We start from the raw sequence: 19936 nt of genomic DNA, 5'->3' as shown, positions 1-19936 counted from the left end.
AGCGACTCCTAAATATAGGGTGTTCCCTTTATTGAGCTACGGACATGACGGTTTTTAGAAGCTAGCTCGCAAGAGCTTCGTAGCACAGGTCTGGGGTTTGCTTCGCAGCTGCCTCCGGCGGTTAGCCCAGATAAGGCCCCAAAAAACCGTCACGGCTCACCCCCAATAGACGGAACACCCTACTCCTAAATATCATGCAGAATGTGCTGGCGAGCGCGCAGGTGCAAGGAAAGTTAAAAAAGCAGGCCAACCCCACGGAGTTGGCCAACTACCTGTTCCTTTGCTACAGTGGTCTTCAGGTGGTGGTACAGACGAATATCGATCAACAGAAATTGGTAAAGAAAGTACGCCAAAGTGTGGAGGCCTTGCCCTGGGTGTAAATATTCGAGAAATCAGCAGCACCCGGGTGAGCTCCGATAGATAAGCAAACGCACCACCCGAAAAAAACGCCAGGGCAATCGCAAACTCGGAAAAGAGCAAACGCTAGAAGGTCCCGCAATACTGCGGGACGCTTCGAGGTTTGCCTGCCACTATCCATTGGACCTTGAAGCGTCCAAGAGGGAGTTTGTGACTGCCCCGAAAAAAACGCCGCCACTCCACACAGAACACCTGCCGCCCCGCTATCTTTACCCCATGTCCGACACCAGTACGAAAAAGCTCTTCCTCCTCGACGGCCACGCCCTCGTTTACCGCTCCCACTTTGCCTTCATCAACCGACCGATGATCAATGGCAAAGGGATCAACACCTCTGCCATGTTCGGTTTTACCCGGACGCTGTGGGACCTGATGAAAAACCAGTCTCCCAGCCACCTGGCCGTTGTTTTTGATCCGCAGGGGCCAACTTTTCGTAACGAGATTGCTCCGGACTACAAAGCCAACCGCGAAGAGACCCCCGAAGACATCACGGTAGCCTTCCCCTACGTGCATCAGATCCTGCAGGGTTTCAACATTCCCATTATTGTTATCGACAACTATGAGGCAGACGACGTGATCGGAACGCTTGCCAAGCAAGCCGCCCGGCAGGGTTTTGAAGTGTACATGGTTACTCCGGATAAGGACTACGGACAGCTGGTGGAAGAGAACATCTATATGTACAAGCCCAGTCGAATGGGCAACGGTATTGATATCCTGGGCGTAGAGGAGATTAAAGCCAAATGGGGTATTGAGCGCCCGGAGCAGGTAATCGATATGCTGAGTTTGATGGGAGACAAGGTGGATAACATCCACGGCGTACCTGGCATCGGCCCCAAAACGGCGGAGAAGTTCATCAACCAATTCGGCAACCTGGAGACCTTGCTGGACAGTACTGACCAGATTAAGGGTAAAAATCAGGAACGTCTCCGGGAATTCCGCGAGCAAGCCCTGCAGAGCAAGGTACTGGCCACCATTGATATCAATGTTCCAGGCGTTACTTTCCACGAAGAAGCTTACCGCATTGAGAATTTCGACCGGGAGCATCTGACGGACATTTTCCGGGAGCTGGAGTTTCGCTCCATCGCCAAAGACATTCTTGGCGTGGAAGAAGAATCAAAGCCTTTACCCGGTGCTCAGGGAGATCTCTTTGCCCCTCCAACCAACACTGCACCTGCGTCTGCGCCTAAGAAGTCTGGCAGCCGCTTTGCAGCCCCTCCCGCTCACGCTATTGCCGATAACAATATCGGGAATACCGAGCAGGTCTATAAAAAGGTTGACACCCCGGAAGAACGGGCTGCTTTGATTGCTGAACTACAAAAGCAAACCCTCTACGCCTTCGACACCGAAACCACGAGTGTAAATGCTGCTTCCGCGGAACTTGTCGGCCTTTCCTTCAGCTGGAAAGCCGGCGAGGGCTACTATGTCCCCGTGCCCGCTGACCGGGCGGAAGCCGAAGCCATCGTTGCCGAATTTGCACCGCTACTTGCTGATCCGAAGACAAAAAAGGTGGGCCAAAACATCAAGTACGACCTCATGATGCTGGAGCGTTACGGCGCCCCCGTAGCCGGACCGCTGCTGGACACGATGGTAATGCACTACCTCCTCCACCCGGAAAAGCGGCATAAAATGGACCTCCTCAGCGAGGCCTACCTGAACTATAAGCCCGTTGCTATTGAAACCCTGATTGGGAAAGGAAAGAAACAACTGACGATGCGGGACATACCCGTTGACAAAGTCGTGGACTACGCCTGTGAAGACGCCGACATCACCCTGCGTCTCTACCATGCTCTCTGGCCCGAACTCGAAGAAGAGGGCCTCGTAGAACTCTATGAAACCATTGAAGCACCGCTGATTTACGTACTGAAAAATATTGAGCTCAACGGGGTTAACCTGGACGTAGACTTCCTCAACAACTACAGCAAAGTGTTGGGCGGAGAGATTGCCGACCTGCAAAAAGAAATTTACGAAGAGGCAGGTTCTCCCTTTAACATCGCCTCCCCGAAGCAGATCGGAGAGATTCTCTTCGGCCGCATGGAACTTCCCTACAAGGGTAAGAAGACGGCGACTGGCCAGTATAAAACCGACGAAGCAACGCTGCTGGATCTTGCCGGCGAAGCGCCCATCGTTGCCAAAATACTTCGCTACCGAAGCCTGACAAAGTTATTGAGCACCTACGTTGACGCACTACCTACGCTGGTAAATGAAGAAACCGGTCGCGTGCATTCCAGCTTCAACCAAACCGTGGCCGCTACCGGCCGCCTGAGCAGCGCCAACCCCAACCTGCAAAATATTCCTGTCCGCACACCGCAGGGCGCCGAAATCCGCAAGGCCTTCATCCCTCGTGACGAAAACCATGTATTGCTGGCTTCAGATTACAGCCAGATCGAACTGCGCCTCGTTGCCGCTCTGAGTGGCGACAAGGGAATGGTGGAAGCCTTTCAACAAGGGCGGGACATTCACACCGCTACCGCGGCTCTCGTCTTTGATGTCCCCTTCGAAGACGTTACCCGCGACCAGCGTAACCAAGCCAAGACCATCAACTTCGCTATCCTGTACGGCGCCGGTGCTACCCGCCTGATGCAACAACTGGAAATCACCCGCAAGGAAGCCGCGGCCCTGATTAAAAACTACTACGAACGTTTCCCGGGCCTGAAGTCCTATATGGCCACGAGCGTGGAAACTGCCCGGGAAGAAGGTTACGCCATGACGCTGCTGGGCCGTAAACGTGGCCTGCGAGACATCAACTCCAAGAGCGGGCTCACTCGGTCTATCGCCGAGCGGATGGCGATGAACACCCCGATCCAGGGAACCGCCGCCGACATGATCAAGGTGGCCATGATTCGCATCGACAAGGCCCTCAAAGAGGGCAATTTCAAAACCGAGATGATCATGCAGGTACACGATGAACTGGTGTTCGACACGCCAAAAGACGAAGTTGACACCATCAAGCCTATCATCGAAAAACTCATGCGGGAGGCTATTCCGGATTTATCCGTACCCATTGTTGTAGAGACGGATATGGGGGATAATTGGCTGGAAGCGCATTAGGGGGTAGACAGTAGTATTGTAGTCTGGCAGGCAGTAGATGCTTAGCTACGAAGAAATGCTTAAACATTCATGAAAATCTTACTCGAAAGGTCGACGGGGGCAGGGCTAACGCATACTCTCCGGACACTCACCGCGCAGCATCCCCGAAGGGAAAGGAACTCAGCAATTTTGCCTCCGGCTTCATGGCTGAGCACACTTCTAGTGTCCTAGACTGCCAATTTAGGACCTCGAAGTGTGCATTTTCCGTAGCGGAGCGAAGGATAAAATGTTCCTTTGAGGGTCCGGCTTCGCTTCGAGTATGCGTTAGCCCTGGGGAACGGGAGAGAGGTTTTCTGTCAAGGAAGTTACGCTTTACTCTACCGCAATATCTCCACCCGTTCGCCACCATTCCCCGTAAGGTTATTCCCAAAGCCAAGCACTTTGTAGTTGCGAGGGGAAACGCCTTGCTCCGTCAGGTAGTTTCTAATGGTGGTCGCCCGCTCTTCGCTCAGAAGCTGGGCCGCACGCCGGTCCATTTCCAGCGGCGTGTGAATACGAATTTCCAGGACCGTTGCTGAAGACTGTATCTGCCGGGCAAGCTGGTCAAGGCCGCCATAACCAGCCCCATCGGGGTAGGCAGTATTCGGGATGAAGCTGATGCCCGCAGGAATGCCAGCCGCCGGTTGACCATAAGTAACCGGCGCGCGTGCCTGACTGGCGGGCGGCGCGTAGCGGTTATCATAAGTAGCCGGGGTTGACGGTTGGCGGGCCGGAGCGGGAGTAGTGTAGACAGGGGCTCCTTTTGTATCCCAGGTCGGGTTCATCGTCTGAGGCTGAGAGGCAGCAGGTTGCTGCTGCTTATACTCTGCATTATTTAACCGCTGCAACTCTGCCTTCAGGGAAGCAATTTCGTCCAGCTTCCGCTGATAGTCAGCGTCCAGTTTACTGACTTCCTCCGGCGTGAGAGGCGTTGTTCTTGGTAAGCCCCGCTGGACTTCGTTCTCCCAGGCTTCCCGCTCGTAGGCGCGGGGTTGCTGATTGGAGTATAGTCCGGAGCGGACCGTAGAGTTCAGGCGGAGGCTATCCTCGTAAGCCTGCGCACGCTGCTGACGGGGATCTACCTCGGGAGCTGGTGTATAGGCTTCACCAATGCTTACTGGTCGGGTGGCCGTTGTGGGCACTACTGGTGTAGTCGTTCTTCTGGTAGGTTCTTCCCAGCGATGATCACTGCCCCGATTACGGTTTCTGATCTTTTCGTCCTGTTGCCGGCGGAACTTTGCTTTCATCCGCTCCAATTCCGCCAGTTCTTCGGCGTAGCGGTCGCGGGTGCTGCCACCTTTAGCGCTGGTGGCGGGCGGCAGCGTGTCTCCGACCGGGCGCTGCACCCGATTGTACTGATCCCGTAGTTCCAGTAGCTCATCGTCGGGCTGAACTAAAGATTGTTCGTAGCGGCGGCGCTCTTCATCCAGCCGTTGTAGTTCCCGCTGGCGGCGGGCGATGCCCACCTCTAATTCTTTACGCTCAAGAGAAACTTCTGTTACGGGCGAATCCGTCGTTGCGGCCAGGCTCCCCCCCTGGGTATTGGTTATCGAAGGCAGGCTGCCATCAGCCACCAGTTTTTCTCCATCCCGGAGGTACAGCGCGTACCGCTGTAAGGCATCCGGACGAATGCGCAGTTCCCAGCCGTCTTCTAAAGCGACTAAGGCCGTAGCCTCCCCCGGCAGGGGCGGCGAAGGGAGGTGCCCCCGAAAAAGAGCGGAGGGTTGCAGCCGTGCCTCAACGGGTAGCGACATACTGAGTAGCTGTTCTTTTTTGCCTGTCTGCTGAGCAACAACAATGGCTTCTGCGGCGGGGTCCGTGCCGGAAGGCAACTGACTAAACTGCTGAATTTCGGCGGGGATACTAACCGGAGTAGCCCCCAGGTGCAGGTCATCCTGACGATACCATTGTGCTTCACGACGGAAATAAAGCGTTCGCCCGTCGGATGCAAGTGCCGGGGAGGTTTCGTTATCCGGGCTATTGAGCAATCGCAGTTCTTTGGCTTCGCCCCACTTACCATTGGGTAAAGCATCGCGCACAAAGAGGTCCAGTTTACCCGTAGCGTAAGCGCTGTAAATCAAGCGCAATGCGTTGGGGTCAAAAGTCAGGTCAAGCCGCAGAGCAGCCTCCTGAGGTAAAGGCCAGCTTTCGAGTATTCTCCAGTTCCGTCCGCTCACTTCCAGTAAGTCGACAAAGTTGCTGGCGCCGGTACGGAGTACGGCAAGCCGGTTACCATCCGGGCTGAAAGCAAGCGCGCGGTCGTGTGCGAAGGAGTTGATCGGAGATCCCGGATTAAGTACACGTCCCCAACTTCCGTCAGCGTAGCGGGGCCGTACCCAGATATCGGCGGCATTGTCCGTTCCTTTATTACTAACAAAATCCGGACGGGTAAAGAAAAGCTCCGTACCATCGGGCCGGAGAACCGGGTCTTTTTCCCGTGGTTGGTTGCCATTATCCAAAGGCGACTGAGCGGACAAACCTACCGTGATGATACACAGTATGGCCAAAAACAGAAGCTTTCTATAATTAGGGATGGTTGGCATGACGAATAGCTTAGGCAATCGTTGGACGCTTAATATACGCCAAGGTCAACTGACTGCACAACTAAAATACGTTTCAAAGGGTGCCGGAGTTGTCCGTAAAGCCTTATGCTTTTGTGAAAATCAGCTTTCACTGCCCGCTTTTGCTTAGCTGAAAAAGCGAAAGCTTATACGTCAAAGTCAACGTAGACCTCGGGGGTAGTGGGGTGCGACTGACACGCCAGAATATAGCCTTCAGCAATCTCGTCATCGTCAATGGCAAAGCAGACATCCATTTTCACGCCGCCCTTCGTAACCTTAGCCATACAGGTACTACAGGCCCCCGCCAAACAACTGTAAGGCGGAGTGGCACCACTTTCCAGCAAGCCATCGAGAATGGTCTGTCCGGGCTTAAGGGTTACTTCAACGTCTTTCCCCGACAGCTTTGCAAATACCTTTCCGCCTTCGACTACGTCCGTGGAAGTTTTATTCTTCTTCACATCGTTAGCGGAGACAAAGCGTTCCGCATGGATAAACTCCTTGTGAACGCCCAGGCCCAACAGAGCCTGTTCTACGTTATCGATCATTTGCCCGGGGCCACAGATGTAGTACTGCTTATCGGATACTTTTCCAGGGTTAGCCGTCATGAACCGCTGAACGGCCGGAATATCGATCCGGCCGATGTTGCCCTCCCATTTCGGCTTCCCGCTGGAGAACAGGCCCTTCAGCCCGCCAACTTTATACTTCTTCGGGCGGGAGAGGATGTGTTCTACCAGCAACTGGCCTTCGTAGCGCTGTTGCAAATCTGCCAGCTGGCGTTCAAAGATGATGTTGTTTTCGTCCCGGTTTCCGTAGAGGAGGTAGACACTGGATTTGGGCTCTTCCTCCAGGATGGAGCGCAGAATAGACATCAGAGGCGTAATACCACTACCGGCACCGAAGAGGAAGTAATCTCGCCGGGCGGCGGCTTCGGGGCTGGCCAGAAAACGCCCCTGTGGAGGCATGGCGTCAACGATGTCTCCGGCCTTTAGGGCATCAGCGATGTGATTGCTCACAATACCGCCTTTAACGCGCTTCACCGTTACGGCAATTTCGTCGTCGTGCGGGGCAGAGCACATGCTGTAGGCCCGGCGTTCTTCTTTCCCGTTTACCACAAACTTCAGGGTCAGGTATTGCCCGGCTTTGTACGTAAACTGCTGGGCTAACTCCTCCTTGATCCTGAAGGCTACGGTAACGGCCTGATCGGTCTCGGGAGTAATGGAAGCAATGGGAAGCGGGTGAAAGCTGACTTGGCTCATAAGCTGGTTTTCTGAATCGGAAGGCGAAGGTCGGAAATACAAAGGGGATTTCAGCAGCTTTGGTTTTGTGATCCTTGCTTTGAGCGCTTTTTTTACCCGGAGAGGAAAGTTGGGGGGCACTTCGGCAGGCGCAACAGGGGGCGCGCACGCAGGTGCAAGGGAAGGGATGAGAAGCAGGGCTTATCGTGTTCGTCCAACCAATTCTTTCAGCCGACTTCGTCAGGCTGAAAGAATTGATTGGACGACTAAAGCCTCACCTGGTAAACCGCCGGCTTTTCATCTGCCTTCCCGGCTTCGCCTCGTTTTCGGAGCGGAGTACCTCATCCGGGTATTTCATTGCTCCTCAAAACAAAAACCTGCACCTGCGGTCCCGCGCCCTACTGCAGCTGGAATCGCACCACTACACCTCCACTAGCTGCCGTTTGGGGGAAGCCAAGCGAGTTGTAAGGCTGTGTCTTACGATAATCAAAGAAGGCACGCAGCCCCAGTAGTTCATTGACCTGATATTCCACTGACGGCGCCAGGGTAAACACCCGGCTACCCTCCACTGTCTCCCGCTGAACGGGGTTCAAGCGGCTGGCGTAAGTAATGCCATCACGCAGACTGAAGTTGAACTGAATGTCCATATCACTGACCTTCAGGCGACCACCGGAACGGCTGTTCCCCCGGCCACCATTCCGGCTTGGGTTAGCTTCCGCCTCCTGATCTTCCCGTGATCGTCGTTTCTTTTTCTTCCCCTGCAGGAAGCCAATCTGAATATCTTCCAGCACGATACCAAAGCCACCAATCACCTCCGTGGAAACCTGTTCACTCAGCAGCTTGCTGACGATATTGATACTCCGGTTTTCACTACTCTGGTAGGCAAAATTCAGGGACAATCCGTTTTGCAACTCCGCTTCAATGGAAATGAGCGGAGCAAAAGACTTAGACTCCGTGAGGTTAGGAATTTCGATCCGCGGGAAGTAATTCAGAGATACGGTGTCGTAGCCGGTAAGCACCGGCGTAGTCGCCTGCTCCAGCGCGTCCAGGTAATCCAGGCTCGTGCCATAACTGCTAATCTGGAAGGTAGACTGGAAGCCGTGGCTGATATTCACGCGCCTGAAAATCTCTCCGAGCTTGCCTACTTTGTTGAGCCCGTTGTAGGTCAGTCGCCAGTTCGGACTCGCCTTCAGATTGAAGGGATCAAGTTCTGAAGTGTTGGCGTCTTCACCGCGGTAAGCCGCCAGGAAGGCCGGCAATAATACATCCTGCTGGTTGGGGCCATAGCCGAAGGAATAACCCTGTGCCGCCAGCAAGGGATCTTCGTGCAGCGTTCCGTCGCCCAGTCGTTGGCTGATTACCCTACGATTGTTATCAAAAGTCTGAAAAAGAAGATTAAGGTTTACCGTATCCTGGTTAAAGAGCGTCCGGGCGCCACCATTGGTAAAGGTTAGCGCGCCGTCCCGGACGGGGATAGAGTGGACAAAGTCCGCATCAGGCCCTTTTTCCTGCACCTTAAAAGTTTCGGTATAGTTCTCGCTGAAGGTACGGTCAATGGTCAGCTCCAGCCGGAAGTCCCGGAAGGGCTCGATAGTAGCACTACCGTCCCACCGGCGGGTATAGTTCTGGATGACATCCTGACTCAGAAATACATTGTCAGAGATATACCCATCCGAAGCAAGGTCATAGAGGTAATCTTTATCCCCGAACTGTTCCGCTTCGGTCAGTTCCCGGATGCGGGGCTGAATGCCCGCCACAAAGCCCCACCCTGGTGCCTTGAACCCAGCATTTTGCCCGAAAAGGGAAGGCTCTGGCGTAAAGCCGGGGATGACGGTCTCAAAGTCCTCGCTGTAATTGAAGCGAACACTCCGCAGGGCCATCAAGGGCCGAATGAGCGCCCGCGCTGCGGAGCTGGGGCCACTGCTTTTCTTACGCTTCTTCTTTCCGTCTTCACCTTCTTTTTCCTCCTCGTCGGTGTTCGCTCGGCTACGCGAAGTCGTACGTCCTCGTCGCTGCGGCCGATTAATCTGCCGCAGGAAGTTGAACTGATCGTAGAACTTCTCAAAGTTGAGGTTCATCGTCAGCTGTCGGCTCTGGCTGTTCTGGATTTGGTTGCCCAGCCCCAGATCCGCTACACTCAGCGGAGCGGCGTTCCAGGCGTAATTACCGAGGTAGTTGGCCCGAACATCTACAAAATCGAGGAAGGGGAAATACCGCAGGGGTAGCTGGTAACTGGCGTTGACACCCTGGGTGTACAGCTTCGGCCGGCCACCGCTGGTCAGGTTATCCCAGATACTGTCTTTTCGCATTTGGTCAGCGACTTCCGAGTCAAACTCCAACAGGCGGTTTTCGTCCGGCTCATCGATCGTTGCACTCATGTTGGCGTTGTAGCCAAGTTTGATGCTCTTCGTGAGGTCCCAGCGTAAGTCATAGCTACGGTCCCAGGTAAAGCGTTTGTTATAAAAGGTATTGAACTTCGGGTCAACGTCCGCGAAACGATACTGCGTAGTTGCGAAGCTTCGGTTCAGGACATTAGCCACCGTAAAGCTGTTGGGCAGCGGATTGATGTTCAACTCCGAGATCAGCTTGAGGTACTTACTCTTAACTCCCTTGAAGGGCTCAATGTAGGCAGCCCGGCCCCGGCTGAAGGTATAGTCAATGGCGCCGGTATGATCCTTGATGACCTCGCTTTTGATGAAGGGGTCGGAGCGCTCTGTTTTCGTATAGCCATAACTCAGGCTGATGTTAGCCGGGTCAAACGGGTTGGGTTTACCCGAACCACCACCGGGATCAATACTGATGTTATTGAGGTTGATGGCGGAAATCTTATTGATCTCCTGCGCCTGCTCGCGCAGGCTGTCCTGAATACCGCTGTCGGCGGTTTCTATTTTATCCTTGAGTTTTACGTCCAGATCATAGGGATCGTACTCCGGTGTACTTACTGTTTTACTATGCTGCAGGTAAACCGGCAGGCTCAGGCCCAATCCTTCGGGGAAGAAGCGGTCCATAGCCAGGTTAGCCGCCAGGTCATAGCCTGCCGTCTGCTCCCGGTTTCGCTCCGTCACGCTGTTGTCCAGCGCACCAAAACCGATACTGCTGTAATTGGCTGCAGCGGTAAGGTTACCCAGGTCGGCCAGCTGCACGTCAGCCCGGACAATACCAGCTACACCGCCACGCTCATCCAGCCCTTCCAGGCGGAGTTCGTTGACCCAGACTTCCGAACTTAGCCCTGCGTTGTTGAGGTCGTCCTTTGCTTTGATACCGATCATGAAAACTTTGACGAAGCCCAGGTTGGGGTTACCCTTTACGCGGAGCGTATGTTCTACGCCATCCAATTCGTCATCCCCTTCAAAAGGGCGGAAGTTTTCGGCGTATTCCTGAGAAAGCGGTATGCCCGTATTATTACGTTCCAGCTTCAGGTCCCGAAGAAGGGTAAGCGGGAGATTCACTTCGTTCTCCGGTATCCAGACCCGGTCAGCGTAGGCACTGTTGTTGAAGTATCGGTTCTGTCCGTTTGCATCCAGGGTGTCCAGCGCTAATGCCTGCCCCGAGGTATCGGAGATCATCAGCGGCACTTCATATTCGTAGTAGTTGGACTCAAAGTCGGAGCCCATTCTGATGAAGAGGCTCAACTCGCCGTCTTCCGGTCGGTTAAACCTGCTTTCGCCGAGTGCCTCGGCGTGGACAAACATGCGCATCTTCTCATACAATCGCAGGTCCGTATCTGTATACTTGAATACAGCTCTTCTGCCACCCGGCTGCAGGTTATTCACCTTCAATGAAAGCGACTGCTCATTTTGCAGGGTATTCACAATGCCAAGGCTTTGCTCCCGACGGATACCGTTTGGCAAGACGTAGTTGAAGGGTTGGCGGCTACTGTTTTCTTCAATGTTGACGGCATCGACGTTGAACTCCGTGTTCTCTTCACCACCAATGACCGGCCCCGTCTGGAACGAGCGGTTGTACCGCCGCCAGCTGTTCCGTACCAGCTCAAACTCTGCGAAGCGAAGAATGGTGGGCGCCTCAAAACCTGTCATATACATCCGCATAAAGCGGATGGAGCGGAAATCCTGAATGCCCCCAATTGCCTTGCGTTGATCTGAATTCAACGGCACCCGGAACCGGTACCAGACCCGGCCGTTAGCCACCTCCAGCTTATCAGTAATGAAGGGGGTTTGTTCTACGTCAAACTCCCGGCCGTTCGTGCTGCTCCGAACGAAAGGTATTTCGTACTGGAAGTAGCTCTCCGCTTCGTTCAGGGTGTTGTCCTGGTTAAGGTCTTCTGCATCAGGAAGGTTAGTAACGGATTCCCGGGTATTCCCCTGGGTCTGGTTATTGGCGGCGCTATTACCCTCCGTTCCGTTCCAGCCACGGAAGCGGGTAATCAGGTCAGCCTCATCGCCGTATCGACCGTTGTTGTAGTAGTAGAAGTTGTCATTAGACGGATCTTCCTCCACCAAAGGAGTCAGTCCCGCATTAGCTGCCCGTAGTTGCTCGATGTAGTCGCTGAATTTCGCCCGTTCCATTTCATCGTCGGAGCCATCCAGACCAACGTCCTGCAGCGCACGGGTTTCGGGGTCGTTATCGAATGCCTGTGTGATCTGCTGGGTAACGGGTACCCGAGACCATACGGTTTCGTCTACGGGTCGGTTCGGGTTAGCAGGCCCGGGCAAGCCATTCTCGAAGAACTTACGGCTGTCTTTCAGGATATCTTCACTGATGTTACCGAGGTTCAGGTAGAGGGTACCTTGCTTACGGTCGGCATCATCCGCACCGCTGGGGTCCAATGGGTTTTCTCCGTCCAGGAAGGGAGAGAGCATCCAGAATTCAACGAATTCGATGTTGGACGACTGAAAATCCGGGGTTGTCATCTCCCGCATAATACCCGCCCAGCGGGTTTCGGGGCTATTGAGTTTTACCGGAGCGACGGGGTCATTCTCCAGTCTTACACCGGCAGATACCGCTGATGGTGTCGGGGTATCGAAGTTGTAAGGCCCCCGGTCTTCGGGGAAGTAGGCCATGTCAAAAGTAAAGAACTGGTTACGCGCCCGCTGCTGGATGGGGATATCGAGGTTGGGGAACACCTCCTGCTGGGGCACCGCACTGGTGTAGACATTTTCCGTGCTTCCTGGTGAAACGCTACGGGCATTTGGCTCCACCCGATACCAGTTCAGGGCTGCCCGGTTAAAGCCGCTCTCCAGGCCGGCTGCCCGTGCTTCGGGGAAGAGCGGGTTGTTGTTCGCCGCATCGTTCTGCGGGATGGAGGCCAGGAACCACTTCTGAACGGGCACCATCAGGTCAATGGGGCTGGCCGTACCTTCAAAATCGTCGAGGTAAACAACCCCACCTTTTTCATCATTACTCTGGTTAATCGCCCGGCTGTGGCCGGGGCGCAACCAGGCCGTCTCCGCCGTAACACTGATGTTCGACGGCGCACTGGTGCTGTAGAATGGCAGCTTGTCCACCATCCGGGTCAGGAAGCCCGACTCCTTCTGGAAGGTCGCGTCCAAACCGTAAATCGTGTTGTTAATCGGATCTTCTCCAATATTGACCTTTTGGGTAAACGGACGCTCAAAGAGCTTCATATAAGTCCCCCCGATGCTAAGGTTATCATTGATCTCATAATCTGCCCGCAGGCCAAGCATCGTCTTTGTCTGTAGGCTAAAGACCGTGTTATCCTCAAAACTCACATTGATGGGAACACCCGAGCTCAGAATCGCATCATTGAGGATACGAACGCGGCCCGTGCTGTAGTCCACCGAGTAATCCCGGCCTTCTTCCAGCAGCGCACCACCGGCCGTCACCCGCACCGAGCCGGGCGGGATGTTGAAGGCTCCAAGGCTGATTTCTGACTGAACCGATGATTTATAACTACCCCGAATCGCAAAGCGATTCTTCTCCGGGAATTCCCGGGCCTGGAAGATGGTAGAGTCATAGAGCTCCTGGTAAACGAATTGGTTGACGTCCGCAGGGTCGAGTAATTCCGCCAGGTCACTACCGAAGGGCTCCAGCACGGGGAAGTAGATGCGGCCCGTAGTCGGGTTAATCGTAATGCCCGGTACAAAGTCAAAAACACCATCCGGTTGTGGGTCATTCTGCGTATTCAGGCGGTCGAGATTGAACGCCCGAATAAGGGGCAAGCCGGGAACGGGGGTGCCGCCAGGTGTAGCAGCTAACGGTACCGGCAGGAACCGCTTAAAGCCCTCGCCCGGATCTTCGTACTGAATGTCGAGGCGGAAGTCTTCCTGGTTAACCTGGTAGGCACCGAGGGAGTAGACGTTCTTCATCATCAGATCCCAGGTAGGCTCTCCTACCCGCTGGGTGGATGACTTGAGCATCTTGGTGAAGAGTACCTGATTGGCGAAGTTACTGGTATCCGCACTGGAGTTATCAGTATTCACCGAAAGCTCACCGACCTTGAAGATCTCACCGTTGTATTTATAACGGTAGGAAACGGCGACCACCTGATCCGGCTGTACGTTAATGTTCAGCGAGATGAAGCCCAGCTCTGCATTGACGGTGTATTCCCGTGGGCTCAGCTTACGGGCGGAGACTTTCTCGAAGTCCCGTATTTGCTGCAGGCCAAAACGGGCGGATTGCAGCGTAGACACGGCCCGGTCAATGTCCCGGATGCGCTCGCCTTCAGCGACAAGCTTGGCGTAAAGTTCGTTCGCCCCGTTTTCCGGTAGTGGTTCACCTTCACAAATCTCGCGGTAGCGAGGCGTCTGAAAGGGGCGCACAGCCGTGGGGTTCGTCAGTCGGTTGGGCTCGGCCAGGTCGGCGAAGGCCACAATGTCCCGCACATCCAACACTTCATTTCGGTCATTGGTAATCCAGACTTCAATATTCTCGGCGTGGAAGAGGGTGTTGATCTGGGGTAGATTTTCCAGCGACTCCTCGTAAACATCGCGGTTGTAGTGGCTCAGGAAGAAGTGACGGTTCTCGTCGTAGCTGTCCGCATACACTTCAAACTCTGCCAACTGGCTACCACCTTCGATGGTTAGTTTTTCGCGCTGGCTTCGCTGCTGACTGGCGATGGCCGTCAGCTTCAGGTGACCGAACTGCAGTTCGGTCTTCAGGCCGAACAGCGATTGTGCGCCTTCAATCAGCGATCCGCGTAGCGGCAGGCTTACATCACCGGCCTCGATCTTACGGATGATGTCGTCTTCACTGAAGGCTTCCGAGTTGTAGTCCAGTTTGATCTGGTTGTCGAAGTTGAAGGTTGCTCCCGTGTTATAGTTGGTGTTGAGTTTCAGCTTATCTCCAATCTGACCGGTAACATTCATCTGAATGTCCATGTCGAAATCGAAAATGGTATTCCGACGGAATCGCTCTACGATGAAGGGGTTATCCTGAAATTGGTAGTTGAGCCCAAAACTGAGGTCAACGCCACCCTGGGGCTGAATGTCAATGCCCGTACCACCGAATAAATTATCGATCAGATCGGGGTCCAGCTCAATATCGGCCAGCGGATCACCGAGGCTGATTTTTTCGTCGGGGTTACCCACGCCGGCCAGCTGATTAAAGTACCGCTGCTTATCCTGCTCTGCGCGGAAGTCCAGATATTCCTCAAAGGTCAGGTAAGTAGGTGGGCGGAAGTCAATGTCGCCCATTCGTTCATAAACGATATAGCGCCCGGATTCCGGATCATACTCTACTGTTTTCTTCAGCACGGCGGGGTCCCGCAGGTCGATGGGGTTCCGGTTGGGGTCCGTGATGAAGTCACGGCGGCGGTCCTGCAGGGGAGGAATCGTATCCGTCAGGGCACCGTCCTCCGTGATATTTTCCTGACGGTTAGCAGCTGGTGCTTCGTATCTCGGCTGCCCGCTGAACACGAAGTGCTCAAAAAGCTGCCTCACCACGGGGTCAGCTGTTGCTAAAACGGCGTTGGTTGTCAAGCCAGACTCTTCAGCACTATCGTTAGTATAGGGTACAGAGGTGAAGCTGAGCGAAGCAAGGGCAAAACCGAGTAATAGTAAAGTCTTATTCATAAGTCAATCCTTCCAAGAGCCCGGGGGGAAGTGGCGGGCCGTCCATCATGAACGATTCCGGTGGCGGGGAAACGTGCTGTCGGTCAATTTTAAGAGTAGCGTCCGGAGGATAAGTCCGGAAGTTTACAAATGGTAGTGGTTAATCAGGAAGATAACTCCCGCAATGCGAGCTTGATGATCGTTTCCGAACTTCCCGGATTCGCATTGGCGGCAAAAACCCGGTTAAGGGCACGTTGCACGGCGGGCCGGGCGAAACCCAGATTCACCAAAGCAGATAACGCCTCTGCCCGTTGGGTATTGCTTTGCGGGGAGAGCATTGTTGGGCCATCGATACTTTCCTTCATCATCTTGTCTTTCAGATCCAGAATAATCCGTTGTGCGGTTTTAGGTCCGATGCCCTTCACGCGGCGAATACTGGCCACATCTTCACCAATAACGGCGGAGCGGAATTCGTCAGGATTCATACTCGACAGCACCACCAGTGCGGTAGCGGGCCCCACCCCGTTTACCCCGATTAACAAGCGAAAAAGGGTACGCTCCGTCTCCTCGTAAAAACCGAAAAGCGTCTGCTGATCTTCTTTCACGTGAAAATGGGTGAGCAATTTAGCTGACTCCGCTTTTTCGATTTTCGTATAAGTATACAGGCTAACATTAATATGGTAGCCCAGGCCGCCGGCTTCAATAACAACGAAGCTCGGGTTCTTGTGGGTAAGCGGCCCTTTTACGTAAGTGATCATAGGGGGAGAACAGTTTTCGGGGGCGCAAAGATACGCTAAACTACTGACGCTTAGGGGGCGCTAACGCAGGTGCAAAGAATGTCTTTGAAAGTGGCAGGCTTTGTCTGTGAGTACTTTCCTGCACCTTTAGCAAAAAAAAACAGGCCGCACGAAAACCGCACGACCTAATAAAGGGCTACAAAATGTTGAGAATAGCTAATAGAGGGTAATCAGGTGAGTGAGCTAACTTAGTGGTCACAAATATCTGCTCACTGCATTAATCTATCTTTAAGGGAGTATGAAGATTGTCCCTACTTAGCAGCTCCTTGCTCCTTTAACCTTTCCCCTGCACCTGCGGCCGCGCCTGATGAGCTCTCTTACCCTCCGGGTGGGTAGACTCATTAATAACTTACTTTCTTCTTATTTCAGCTCCCTGTTGCACGAACTATTTATTGGTCGTACTTTTGTGCCCGCTAAACACAACACTTGCGGGTGTGGTGGAATTGGTAGACACGCTAGATTTAGGATCTAGTGCAGCAATGCGTGAAGGTTCGAGTCCTTTCACCCGCACACTTTAAAATGGCCTGCCTTCGGGTGGGCCTTTTCTTTCCTGCCCAATGTGGGCCACAGTAGCAGCCTCAATATGCCTAACGTAACTTTCGAGAAAACCGGTAACGTAACCGGCCGCATCGCCATCCAGATCACTAAGGACGAACTCAACGGCAAACTGACCGAAGAGCTGAAGAAACAGCGCCAGAAGGTGAGCATGAAGGGTTTCCGCAAAGGGAAGACTCCACTGTCTACCCTGCGCAAGATGATGGGCAACCAGATTCTGGGTAACATCCTCGACGAACAGATCAAAGAGTCACTGTTCGGTTACATCGAAGAAAACGACGTAAAACTCATCTTCAGCCCCATGCCGGTAGAAGAGGAAAATGCGCCGATGATCACGGCTACCGCGCTTGATGACGTCAACCTTACTTACGACCTGGCCCTTGAGCCCGAATTCGACCTCAAGCTCCCTAAGAAAACGTTTGATAAGCTGGTCCTTAATACCGATGACAAATTCCTCGACGAGCAAATTGAGCGTATGCTCAAGCAAGCCGGTGAAAACACCGAGGTAGAAGACGGCAAAGTGGAAGAAGAAGACGTTGTTGACGTAACGTTCACGGAAGCAGGGCCAGTAGATAACCCGATCACCAATTCTACCAAGCTTTACATTGACTCCCTGAGTGATGAAGGCAAGAAAAAACTGATCGGCAAGAAAGTTGGCGGAAAGGTTACCCTGAAAGACCTCAGCATTCTCGAAAAAGAAAGCACTCCGGCCTACGTTAATAAGTACCTGCTCGAACTGGAAGATGAAGATGCCGACATGAGCGGCAAATCCTTCCAACTCGTTGTAGACAAGATCAGCCGCATTACGCCGGCGGAAATGAACGAAGAGTTCTTCACCAAATTCGATGCCTCCGGCACGATTAAGACCGAAGAAGAGGTCCGCGCTAAAATTGCGGAAGACAACGCTGCCGGCTTCAACAGCCAGGGAGAATCCATGGCGAACTTCATGATCCAAAAGGAACTGGTAGAGAGCCATGACTTCGAGCTACCGCTCGCCATCATGGAGAAAATCCAGGAAGACGAGGAGGGAGACCGTGATATGGACATGTTCACCCGCGGTGTAAAGTGGATGCTGATCCGCAACAAGTTTGCGGCGCAAGAAGACGTAAAGCTTGAGTACGAAGACGTAAAAGCCGAAGCACTCGCCAGCCTGATGCAAATGCTCGGTGGCCAGCGCCCGGACTTCCTGACCGACGAGTTCGTCGATAACTACGTTGGCCAGATGCTGCAAGATGAGAAGCAGCGCGAGCAGCTCTCTTCCAATGCCATCGAGAAAAAAATCATGGCGGCTCTCCGCGACAAGGTTAAGCTAAAGGAAAAGCCCCTGTCCGCTGACGAATTCAACGAAGCCATCAAGGCCTTCAATGAAGAGAATATGCCGGCTCAGGAAGAGGAGTAATGTAGTCTGGTGGCTCGGTGGTCTTGTAGGCTACCGCATGTTGGAGGTATACTACAGTGACCGCACGTCCGGGGTAAATATTCTACTAATAATTTTCTGCCCCTACCACGCCTGTAACGCCCATAAAATGCGGTAGCTTACAAGACTACAAGACCACAAGACCACAAGACTTCTCAACCCATCTCCCCTTGGTGCGTTTACGGTGAGACGGTCAATTAATGATCGTGAAACCCTTCAAGAAAACTCATATGATCCCTCAGGATGAATTTATGAAGTACGCTACCCGTCACATGGGTATGAGTACTATGCACCTGGAGAAATACGCACAGACTATTGGCGGCATGGCTTCGCCACAGGTTACCGGCTTCTCCCCTAACGTAATTGAAGAGCGGCAGATGAACATCGCCGCCCTCGATGTCTTCAGCCGACTGATGATGGACCGCATCATCTTTATGGGTGTAGCCGTTTCTGACTACGTGGCCAATGTCGTTCAGGCACAATTACTGTTCCTCGAATCCGTAGACCCTAAGCGCGACGTTCAAATGTTTATCAACAGCCCCGGCGGCAGCGTAATTGCTGGCATGGGGATGTATGACACCATGCAGTACGTTACGCCTGATGTAGCAACGATCTGTACGGGTCTGGCTGCCTCCATGGGCTCTGTCCTGCTCGCCGCTGGCGAGAAAGGTAAGCGGTCTATCCTCCCCCACGCCCGGGTGATGATCCACCAGCCAAGCGGTGGCATGCAGGGTCAGTTCTCCGACATGGAGATCAATTACCGCCTCATCTCTCAGTTGCGCGACGAACTCTACACTATCTTAGCTGACCATACCGGACAGACCTTTGAAACGATCGAGAAAGACAGCGACCGTGACAACTGGATGACCGCCAAGGAAGCCGTGGCCTATGGCCTGGTGGACGAAGTGCTTAACCGGGAGAAATAGTCAGGCAGTCAAGTAGTCAGGCAGTCAAACAGTACCAACACTGATGACTGTCTGACTACTTAACTATTTGACTCTTTGACTATCTCTGGACTTTAGCCATTTAAGCGGCTGCCGTCCAGAAGTCATCCCAAAGGTAGGCTAGCTTTAGTCGATAATGTTCCAAGTCAGTTTTTTGCCTAAAGATGGAACGTTCTCGTTCTTGCCAGCAGCGCCGCCGTACGGCCAACAAGACGTCAGAGAAGGTTATATGTTTTTTCGCGTACCAGGCTGTGGCCTGCACTTTCAGCTGACCGGTTGCATGTAGCTCTTTGGCTAGTAAGCAGCAGACGGAAAACAGTCCCATCAGTAATGGTGTGGTCCGTTCAATAGCGAGGTCGGACCACTGGCGCTGCGTCTCAATACCAAGGTGCCGGCGCACTTCGGCAAAAGTTACTTCGATCTGCCAGCGGGCAACGAAGTTGAGGATAATCTGTTTGGGTTCGATGTCCAGACATGTCGTGATCAACAGGGTAGGTTTAGCTTTGCCCTCCGGGTCTTTGAGCAATACCCACTGTACGGGCAGCCGGTAGTGACGTCCCTTATACCAAATAGACTTGCCTGTGGAGTAGTACATCTTTTTGTTGGTCTCACCGTACCATTCGGCAAAGGTTACCTCCTGCCACTTGACGCGCTTATCGGTGAGTCGTTTATTCATCTTAAGTAATGGCTTGCCGACTTTAGCCTGCACACCCGGTGTGCCAGGTTTCTTAGGGCTAGGGAAATGGTACAACAAAGCATCCATTCGCCCGCGTACGATCCAGTGAAGTTGTTCTTCATGCCCCTTTTTGAGCAGATCGAAGACGAAGTATGCTCCATCCCCCACCAAGTAAACCTTACGATCCAAACCGCGCAGCCAACGTGCTAGGCAACTCATCGTGGCGAGTATGTAGTCGGTTAATTTTTTAGTGACGCCTGATCCGCGACCTTCGGTGAAATAACCCTTCGATGGGCACAGG

9 protein-coding genes and 1 tRNA gene are annotated in these 19936 nt (G+C 53.5%); 5 read left to right on the top strand and 5 right to left on the bottom strand.

What is annotated here, in order from left to right; all coding sequences use genetic code 11:
* Nucleotides 1-194: 194 nt before the first annotated feature.
* Both BM123_RS15090 and polA read left to right on the top strand, forming a co-directional pair.
* Nucleotides 195-380: a hypothetical protein gene (locus BM123_RS15090; protein WP_090169999.1), complete on the top strand. Its 186-nt coding sequence runs from the start codon at nt 195-197 to the stop codon at nt 378-380.
* 253 nt (nt 381-633) lie between these two features.
* Nucleotides 634-3462, top strand: a complete 2829-nt coding sequence (polA, locus tag BM123_RS15085; RefSeq protein ID WP_090169997.1) for a DNA polymerase I — start codon at nt 634-636, stop codon at nt 3460-3462.
* A gap of 356 nt (nt 3463-3818) precedes the next feature.
* Here the strand turns inward: polA and BM123_RS15080 are convergent, their stop codons facing one another.
* The 4 genes from BM123_RS15080 to ruvA all read right to left on the bottom strand — a co-directional run bounded on the left by BM123_RS15080 (nt 3819) and on the right by ruvA (nt 16004).
* The gene (locus BM123_RS15080; RefSeq protein ID WP_090169995.1) at nt 3819-6023 is read right to left on the bottom strand and encodes an OmpA family protein; all 2205 of its coding nucleotides are present in this window, start codon (nt 6021-6023) and stop codon (nt 3819-3821) included.
* Between the two features lie 164 nt (nt 6024-6187).
* The gene (locus BM123_RS15075) at nt 6188-7297 is read right to left on the bottom strand and encodes a ferredoxin--NADP reductase (protein ID WP_090169994.1); all 1110 of its coding nucleotides are present in this window, start codon (nt 7295-7297) and stop codon (nt 6188-6190) included.
* Between the two features lie 377 nt (nt 7298-7674).
* The gene (sov, locus tag BM123_RS15070; protein WP_090169992.1) at nt 7675-15267 is read right to left on the bottom strand and encodes a T9SS outer membrane translocon Sov/SprA; all 7593 of its coding nucleotides are present in this window, start codon (nt 15265-15267) and stop codon (nt 7675-7677) included.
* Between the two features lie 143 nt (nt 15268-15410).
* On the bottom strand, nt 15411-16004 hold the full coding sequence (gene ruvA, locus BM123_RS15065; RefSeq protein WP_090169991.1) for a Holliday junction branch migration protein RuvA: 594 nt from the start codon (nt 16002-16004) through the stop codon (nt 15411-15413).
* 467 nt (nt 16005-16471) lie between these two features.
* On the opposite strand from ruvA, the gene BM123_RS15060 reads away from it, so the two are divergent.
* From BM123_RS15060 to BM123_RS15050, 3 genes are all read left to right on the top strand, one after another.
* Nucleotides 16472-16553, top strand: a tRNA-Leu gene (locus tag BM123_RS15060).
* Nucleotides 16554-16626: 73 nt separating this feature from the next.
* Nucleotides 16627-17997, top strand: coding sequence for a trigger factor (locus BM123_RS15055; RefSeq protein ID WP_090169989.1), 1371 nt, complete (start codon nt 16627-16629; stop codon nt 17995-17997).
* Nucleotides 17998-18245: 248 nt separating this feature from the next.
* Nucleotides 18246-18941 (top strand): ClpP family protease, encoded by a 696-nt coding sequence (locus BM123_RS15050; protein ID WP_090170189.1) that lies wholly within the window; start codon nt 18246-18248, stop codon nt 18939-18941.
* 100 nt (nt 18942-19041) lie between these two features.
* Here BM123_RS15050 and BM123_RS15045 read toward each other — a convergent pair.
* The coding region (locus BM123_RS15045; protein WP_090169987.1) for a transposase at nt 19042-19936 on the bottom strand (895 nt) is incomplete at its 5' end.

This window comes from Neolewinella agarilytica (assembly GCF_900110645.1).
In the GTDB taxonomy this organism is placed as follows: domain Bacteria; phylum Bacteroidota; class Bacteroidia; order Chitinophagales; family Saprospiraceae; genus Neolewinella; species Neolewinella agarilytica.
Note: the sequence above shows the minus strand (reverse complement) of the source record. Positions and strands in the feature narration are given on the sequence as shown.